This is a genomic window from Pseudolysinimonas sp., from assembly GCF_044239695.1.
GTDB lineage: Bacteria > Actinomycetota > Actinomycetes > Actinomycetales > Microbacteriaceae > Pseudolysinimonas_A.
On the sequence record NZ_JBIIAW010000131.1, the window covers coordinates 1 to 6,857 of the forward strand.

At 70.3% G+C, this 6,857-nt stretch carries 8 protein-coding genes, 1 tRNA gene and 1 pseudogene; 3 read left to right on the forward strand and 7 right to left on the reverse strand.

All coding sequences use genetic code 11. The features are described from left to right. The 4 genes from ACILQS_RS14715 to serS all read right to left on the reverse strand — a co-directional run. Nucleotides 1-1,005, reverse strand: a 1,005-nt coding sequence (locus tag ACILQS_RS14715) for an LCP family protein (RefSeq protein WP_395640878.1), incomplete at its 3' end; no start/stop codon positions are given. A gap of 48 nt (nucleotides 1,006-1,053) precedes the next feature. Next, a tRNA-Ser gene (locus ACILQS_RS14720) sits at nucleotides 1,054-1,138 on the reverse strand. Between the two features lie 32 nt (nucleotides 1,139-1,170). Further along, complete coding sequence (locus ACILQS_RS14725; RefSeq protein WP_395640879.1) at nucleotides 1,171-1,995, reverse strand: HAD family hydrolase; 825 nt, start codon at nucleotides 1,993-1,995, stop codon at nucleotides 1,171-1,173. Then, a complete protein-coding gene (serS, locus tag ACILQS_RS14730) occupies nucleotides 1,992-3,263 on the reverse strand; it encodes a serine--tRNA ligase (RefSeq protein ID WP_395640880.1) in 1,272 nt (423 codons plus the stop codon). Before serS ends, ACILQS_RS14725 begins: the two co-directional genes overlap by 4 nt. 66 nt (nucleotides 3,264-3,329) lie before the next feature. Between serS and ACILQS_RS14735 the strand changes: the two genes are divergently transcribed. Further along, on the forward strand, nucleotides 3,330-4,397 hold the full coding sequence (locus tag ACILQS_RS14735; RefSeq protein ID WP_395640881.1) for a diacylglycerol/lipid kinase family protein: 1,068 nt from the start codon (nucleotides 3,330-3,332) through the stop codon (nucleotides 4,395-4,397). Here ACILQS_RS14735 and ACILQS_RS14740 read toward each other — a convergent pair. From ACILQS_RS14740 to pheA, 3 genes are read right to left on the reverse strand one after another with little or no spacing between them, the layout of a single operon-like run. Then, nucleotides 4,343-4,669, reverse strand: coding sequence for a hypothetical protein (locus ACILQS_RS14740; protein WP_395640882.1), 327 nt, complete (start codon nucleotides 4,667-4,669; stop codon nucleotides 4,343-4,345). The genes ACILQS_RS14735 and ACILQS_RS14740 overlap by 55 nt on opposite strands. Then, nucleotides 4,666-5,145 carry a hypothetical protein gene (locus ACILQS_RS14745; RefSeq protein ID WP_395640883.1) on the reverse strand — a complete coding sequence of 160 codons (480 nt, stop codon included), beginning with the start codon at nucleotides 5,143-5,145 and terminating at the stop codon, nucleotides 4,666-4,668. The genes ACILQS_RS14740 and ACILQS_RS14745 overlap by 4 nt, the downstream gene beginning before the upstream one ends. Before the next feature lie 11 nt (nucleotides 5,146-5,156). Beyond that, complete coding sequence (gene pheA, locus ACILQS_RS14750) at nucleotides 5,157-6,107, reverse strand: prephenate dehydratase (protein ID WP_395640884.1); 951 nt, start codon at nucleotides 6,105-6,107, stop codon at nucleotides 5,157-5,159. A gap of 35 nt (nucleotides 6,108-6,142) precedes the next feature. Between pheA and ACILQS_RS14755 the strand changes: the two genes are divergently transcribed. Then, a complete protein-coding gene (locus ACILQS_RS14755; RefSeq protein WP_395640885.1) occupies nucleotides 6,143-6,328 on the forward strand; it encodes a hypothetical protein in 186 nt (61 codons plus the stop codon). Then, a pseudogene (locus ACILQS_RS14760) lies at nucleotides 6,325-6,857 on the forward strand (phosphoglucomutase, alpha-D-glucose phosphate-specific); the annotation flags it as partial. The gene ACILQS_RS14755 and the pseudogene ACILQS_RS14760, both read left to right, overlap by 4 nt.

The following is a 6,857-nucleotide window of genomic DNA, read 5'->3' on the forward strand; positions in this document are numbered from 1 at the left end:
CGTGATCGGCTGCACCTTGCCGAGATAGATCCCCGTGCCACCCGTCTTGCTGGGGTACTGCACCATCGCGATGTTCTCGAGCGGGATGTCCTTCAGCACGAGGGCGATCGCGACCAGCGTGTCGAGCCGGGCGAAGTTCTCCGACAGCGTCATGTTCTGCGTCGCCGCCTGCGCGATGCCGTAGAGCTTCCCGAAGTCGGTCAGCGTGTCGTCGCTCTTGATCTTGCGCACGAGCGACGAGAGGAACACCTGCTGGGAGCTGATGCGACCCAGGTCGCTGCCGTCGCCGACGCCGTGTCGCGAGCGCAGGAAGGCGAGCGCCTGCCAACCTTCGAGCGTGCTCGCCCCCGCGGGAATGTCGAGGCCGGTGTACGGGTCTTTGATCGCCTCGGTCGCGCACACCTCGACGCCGCCGACCGCCGACGACATCGAGATGACCCCGTTGAAGGTGATCAATCCCGCGAACTGGATCGGCAGGCCGGTGAGGTTCTGCACGGTCTCGACGGTGCAACTGAGGCCGCCGTAGAACAGCGTCGTGTTGATGGGCTCGCCCGTCGCTGGCCCGCCGTTCTCGCACTCCGGGAGGGGCACCACCATGTCTCGAGGGATGCTGACGAGCACGGCGCTCTTCTGATCCGCCGCGACGTGCAGCAGCATGTTGACGTCGTTGAGTGTCGAGGACTCGTTGCCGAACGCGGACCCCTGGCCGTCACGCGTGTCGCTGCCGACGAGCAGGATGTTGAACCCGCCCTCGAACGCACCGATCGCCGGGGGGGCGCCCTGGGTGTCGAATTCGATCTCCACCGTCTCGATGCTGTTCTGCAGCTGCCACGCGGCGATCCCCGCGACGGAGGCTCCCGCGACGAACACGACCGCGAGCCCGCCCGCGATGATCGCGAGCGCCGAGCGCCAGGCGGCGCCGCCCTTGAGGCGACCGTGCCGGGCGATGCCGGCCGGACCCGTCGGTTCGGGCGTGCGCGCGGAGCGCTGACGCAGTTCGCTCACGTCGGGTCCTCGTTTCCTACATACGGCGCATACGGCGGGCGGGAGCAGCGGAGGGCGTGGGATTCGAACCCACGAGACATTTCTGCCCACCAGTTTTCAAGACTGGCTCCATCGGCCACTCGGACAGCCCTCCCTGGCGAATCCGAATCCCGATCGTAACGGACGCTAGGTGCCCAAACCGGGGAAATGCCGTGAGAGAGCCTCGGCGAGCCCGTCGTCCAGATCGGTGCCGGTGGTCTCGGTCGCCGCGGCGATCACCTCAGGCGGCGCCTGGCCCATGGCGACGGCCACGCCGCCGCCGGCCGCCGTCCACTCGAGCATGTCGATGTCGTTGCGGCCATCCCCCGCCGTGAAGACCCGGGATGCCGGGATCTCGAGCGCCGCGCGCACCCGTTCCAGCCCGGTCGCCTTGTTGACTCCGTCGGGCGCGATGTCGAGCCACGCGGTCCAGCCGACGTTGTAGGTGACCTTGTGCAACCCCATCCGCTCGACCACCGCGAGGAAGTCCTCGATCGCGTGACCGGGCGAGATGACGACGACACGGGTGGCGGCGACGTCGAGCAGTTCGGCGAACTCGACCTTGCGGCTGGAGACGGCGAGCGCACCGTCGGGGAAGTGGCCCGTGTAGCGGAAGACGCCTTCGGCATCCTCGACCGCGTAGGAGGCGTCGCCGAGGTGGCTGCGGATGGTGGTGAGCACCTCGGTCGGGTCGAACGTCTCGACGTGGTCGCGCGCGTACCCGACCGGAGCGGCCGCGTCGCGGCGCAGCACGACGGCGCCGTTCGCACAGACGACGTAGTCGGGGGTGATCCCCAACTGGTCGAGCACCGGGAGGGTCATCGACACCGAGCGTCCGGTCGCGATCATGACCTCGTGCCCGAGGTCGCGCACCCGTCGGATCTCGTCGCGGAGCGCATCCGTCAGCGTGCCGTCCTCGTGGAGGATGGTGCCGTCGACGTCGAGCCCGACGAGCCAGCGGTCGGACGTCATCGGGGCGACATGACGTCGAGACCCAGATAGGGCCGCAGCGCCTCCGGCACGAGCACGGAGCCGTCCGGCTGCTGGTGCGTCTCGAGCAGCGCGACGATCCAGCGGGTGGTCGCGAGCGTGCCGTTGAGGGTCGCGACGGGAGCCGTCTTGCCCTCCGGGGTGCGATAGCGGATGTCGAGGCGTCGCGCCTGGTACGTGGTGCAGTTCGACGTCGACGTGAGCTCGCGGAACGCGCCCTGCGTGGGCACCCAGGCCTCGGTGTCGAACTTGCGCGCGGCGCTCGAGCCGAGATCGCCGGCGGCCACGTCGATGACGCGGTAGGCGAGGCCGAGGTCGGTCAGCATCCCCTCCTCCATCGCGAGGAGCCGCTCGTGCTCGGCCTCGGCGTCGGCGGGGTCGACGTAGGAGAACATCTCGAGCTTCTGGAACTGGTGCACCCGGATGATGCCCCGGGTGTCCTTGCCGCCGGAACCGGCCTCGCGGCGGTAGCAGGTGGAGATGCCGGCGTAGCGGATCGGCTCCGCGACGTCGATGATCTCGTCCTTGTGGTAGCCGGCGAGCGCGACCTCGCTCGTACCCGTGAGGTAGAGGTCGTCGCGTTCGAGGTAGTAGATCTCGTCGGAGTGCGCGCCGAGGAAGCCGGTGCCCGCCATGATGTCGGGGCGCACGAGCGTCGGGGTGATGAGCGGCTCGAAGCCGGCGGCGAGCGCCCGGTCGAGCCCCATCCGCACGATCGCCATCTCCAGGAGCGCGCCGACCCCCTTGAGGAAGTAGAACCGCGAGCCGGAGACCTTGGCACCGCGTTCCATGTCGATCGCGCCGAGGATCTCACCGATCGCGAGGTGGTCACGGGGTCCGTCGGGGAACTCCGCCGGGTCGAACACCCGCGGGGTGCCGACCTCGCGGAGGGTGACGAAGTTCTCCTCGCCGCCCGCCGGGATGCCGTCGATGACGATGTTCTGGATGCCGCCGACGACCGCCAGGAACTCGGCCTCGGCCTCGGTCACCGCGGCCTGAGCGGTCTTGACCGCGGCCGCCATCTCCTGGGCCTGCGCGACGAGCGCCGCCTTCTGGTCCTTGGGGGCGGCGGCGACGGTCTTGCCGAAGACGTTCTGCTCGGCGCGGGCGTTCTCGAACGTGGCGAGGGCGGCTCGGCGGGCGGCGTCGGCGGCGATGGCCTCGTCGACCGTCGACGGGGACACCCCCCTGGCCTCCTGCGAGCGGCGGACGACGTCGGGATTCTCGCGCAGCAGCTGCGGGTCGATCACGTTCCCATCCTATTGACGCCACCACAAGCCCCGGCTCAGGTCGCATCGGAGGGATACCGTTATCGCATGGCCGCCCCCACCTCCCCTGCTCGACGTGCAGCGGTCGTCTACAACCCGGTGAAGGTGGATGTCGACGAGCTCCGCGCCACCGTCGACGCCGCAGCGAAGGACGCCGGATGGGGCGAGACCCTCTGGCTCGAGACGAGCGTCGAGGATCCGGGGATCGGGCAGGCGCGGGAAGCCGCCGCACAGGGCGCCGAGGTCGTGCTCGCGGCGGGGGGCGACGGCACCGTCCGCGCCGTCGCCGAAGGGCTGCGCGACTCGGATGCCGCGCTCGCTCTGCTCCCGTCGGGCACCGGGAACCTGCTGGCGCGCAACCTCGAGCTCACGCTCAACCATCTCGGCGACTCGGTGCGCACCGCCTTCACGGGCAAAGACCGCCCCGTCGACCTCGGAATCGCCGAGCTGCGGCGCGAGGACGGGTCCACCGAGGAGCACGCCTTCCTGGTCATGGCCGGCATCGGGATCGACGCGAAGATGATCGCCAACTCCGACGAGGAGCTGAAGAAGAGGGTCGGCTGGATCGCCTACATCGACGCGATCCGCAAGGCCGTGCGCGACAGCAACAGCATGCGGGTGAAGTTCCGCGTCGACGACGGCCCGACGAAGGCGATGACGGCCCATACGGTGCTCGTCGGCAACTGCGGCTCGCTGCCCGGCAACATCCTGCTGCTGCCCGAGGCGGCCGTCGATGACGGCTTGTTCGACATCGTCAGCCTCCGGCCGGAGAGCTTCGTCGGCTGGGCCCAGGTCTGGGTCAAGATCTTCTGGGAGAACGGCGTGCTGCGCCGCTCCACCGTCGGTCGGAAGCTGATGGGGATGACGCGTGAGGTGCGTGCCCTGCGCTATCTCAAGGCCGCGCGCTTCGAGCTGATCCTCGATCACCCCGAGGAGTTCGAGCTCGACGGCGACGACTTCGGGATGGTCACCGGCTTCCGCTGCACCGTCGATGCCGGCGCCGTGCGCATCCGCATCCCCGAGGACCGCGAGATCGACGTGCCCGACCCCGAAGAAGTGGCTCAGTCGCTCGAAGCCACCCGCGCCGCCGTCGCCGAGACCGAGCCCGCGACCTGAGTCGCCGAGCCGGCGAGCACGAGGGCCCCGATGCCCGGGACCGCCGCGGCCAACACGATCCAGGGGATGGCTTGACCCAGGACCGAGATGACCGTCTGGAGGGCGTTCATCCGATCGAACTCGGGGTCTCCCGGCTGAGCGGTCGGGCCGCTCGACCAGTACTCGTTGATCTGGAGACTGACGTCGACGACGGTGGATGCCGCCGCAATCGCGCCGACTCCGAGGGCGAGGCAGAGCGCTCCCAGGACGATCGCGAGTCGGTGCCGACTCACGGCGCCGCCCGCGAGGTCAGTCCGCGCGCCACGATCCACACGGTGAGGGCGAGAACGCCGGCGACGAGCAGCGGGCCCGGCAGCAGCATCCGCATGCTGTTCGCGACGTAATCCGCCTGACCCCACGTGCCGTCGTTCATTCCCGTCTCGGTCGCAGTCGTCCAGAACAGGAGGGCCGCCGCGACGATCAGCGCCGCCGCCAGCGCGGGGAGCGTCCACTCCCACCGGGACCGCACCGGCACGTCGGAATCGTCGGCCGCGCTCGGATCCAGCTCCGCGACGAGGGGCACCGGGAGGGGCGGCGGACTCTCGGCGATCCGCGGCGGGTCGGGCACCCGCAGAACGACCGGTGGCCGGAGACTCTCGATCGGCTCGGGGCCCCGCCTCTGCGGGGGCGGAACGGGCGCGTGCTGGGCGGGGTCGAACCCCCGCTGGAACTGCGCGGCATAGCGCGGATCGATCCCTGAATCGGCCATGCCTCAGCCTCCTACGCGGGGGGCTCCCCCGACAAGATCCCGCGCAGCCAATCCCGGGCTTCGACGAACACCTCGTCGCCGTAGCGCGGGTTCACCTCGACGTCGGTGCGATCGGCGCGCGGGTACGACCCGAGGAACATGACGTTCGGACTGAACCGCTTGAGCCCGAGGAGGGCGTCGGCGACGCGCTCGTCGTGCAGGTGCCCGTCGAGGTCGACGACGAACCGGTACCGACCGAGGGCATCCCCGATCGGGCGGGATTCGAGCAGGCTCATGTTGACGCCGCGCGTGGCGAACTGCTCGAGCATCTCCATGAGCGCCCCGGGGGCGTCGGACGGAAGCTCGACGATGACGCTCGTCTTGTCGGCACCGGTGCGCTCCGGGATGGCCAGGCTCGACGACACGAGCACGAATCGGGTGACGGCGTTCGGGTTGTCCCCGATGCCGGTGGCCAGCACCTCGACCTCGAGCTGATCCTCGATCCCCGGCGGGGCGATGGCGGCATCCGCGACGGCGTCGGCCTCGAGCAGCCCGGCCGGGGCACTCACGTTCGACGTGGCGGGCAGGTGCTCGTGGTCGGGCAGCGCGGCGTCGAGCCAGAGGTGGCACTGCGCGTACGCGACGGGGTGCGCGGCGACGACCCGCACGTCGGCGAGCTTCGTGCCGGGCCGGGCGACCAGCGAGAAGTTCACCGGGACGAGATACTCGCCGATGATCCGCAGACCCGGGATGTTGGCGAGCGCATCCTGGGTGGCGCTGACGCCGCCCTCGACGCTGTTCTCGATCGCGATCATCGCGGCGACGCTGCGGCCCGAGAGCACGTCGTCGAGCGCCTCGCCGACGTTGTTGACGCTGCGCCACTCGGCGCCGGTCGCCTCCGGGACCTGCGTCAGTGCGAGCCAGGTGAACGTGCCGGCGGGTCCGAGATAGCTGTACGGCTCCGGGGCGGCGGGCAAGGGCATGGCTGCGAGCCTACCGAGGCTGGGAGACTAGCCCCATGACCGAGGTTCCCTCCGCCGTGCAGCGGACGATCGATGCCACCAACGCCGGAGACCATGAAGCCTTCGGCGCCGCCTTCACCCCCGACGCCGTCCTGGTCTCCGGCGGCGGGTTCAACGGAACGAGCGGCTTCCGTTTCGAGCTCGCCGACGACCTCATCTCGCGCATGGAGATCCAGCCGTGAGTTCGGCTGGCGCTGGCCGCGCCGGAACCCCCGCGCTCCCGGATGACCTCGTCGATGTCGACGCCCTGCTGCGGGCCTACGAGGCCCCGCCCGCGCCCGACCAGCCGGTCGTGTTCGGCACGAGCGGCCACCGCGGCTCGAGCCTCGACGGCGCCTTCACCGACACCCACATCGCGGCGACCACGCAGGCGATCGTCGAGTACCGGGCCACCCAGGGCATCCTGGGTCCCGTCTTCGTCGGCGCCGACACCCACGCGCTCTCCGCACCCGCGCAGCAGACCTGCCTCGAGGTGCTGACGGCCAACGGCGTGACGGCGCTCGTGGATGCCGAGGGCGGCTTCGTTCCGACGCCCGCGGTCTCGCGCGCGATCATCCGGTTCAATCGCGCGCTGACGCCGGGAGGTGCGCAGGCCGACGGCATCGTCATCACGCCGAGCCACAACCCGCCGCGCGACGGCGGATTCAAGTACAACCCGCCGCACGGCGGACCCGCCGATTCGGATGCCACCGGCTGGATCGCCGGCCGGGC

Bases quoted from the DNA above. Each gene is read 5' to 3' on its own strand.
- ACILQS_RS14725 (WP_395640879.1), bottom strand. From the start codon at position 1,995: ATGACGTCCGACCGCTGGCTCGTCGGGCTCGACGTCGACGGCACCATC.
- ACILQS_RS14735 (WP_395640881.1), top strand. From the start codon at position 3,330: ATGGCCGCCCCCACCTCCCCTGCTCGACGTGCAGCGGTCGTCTACAAC.
- ACILQS_RS14745 (WP_395640883.1), bottom strand. From the start codon at position 5,145: ATGGCCGATTCAGGGATCGATCCGCGCTATGCCGCGCAGTTCCAGCGG.
- pheA (WP_395640884.1), bottom strand. From the start codon at position 6,107: ATGCCCTTGCCCGCCGCCCCGGAGCCGTACAGCTATCTCGGACCCGCC.
- ACILQS_RS14755 (WP_395640885.1), top strand. From the start codon at position 6,143: ATGACCGAGGTTCCCTCCGCCGTGCAGCGGACGATCGATGCCACCAAC.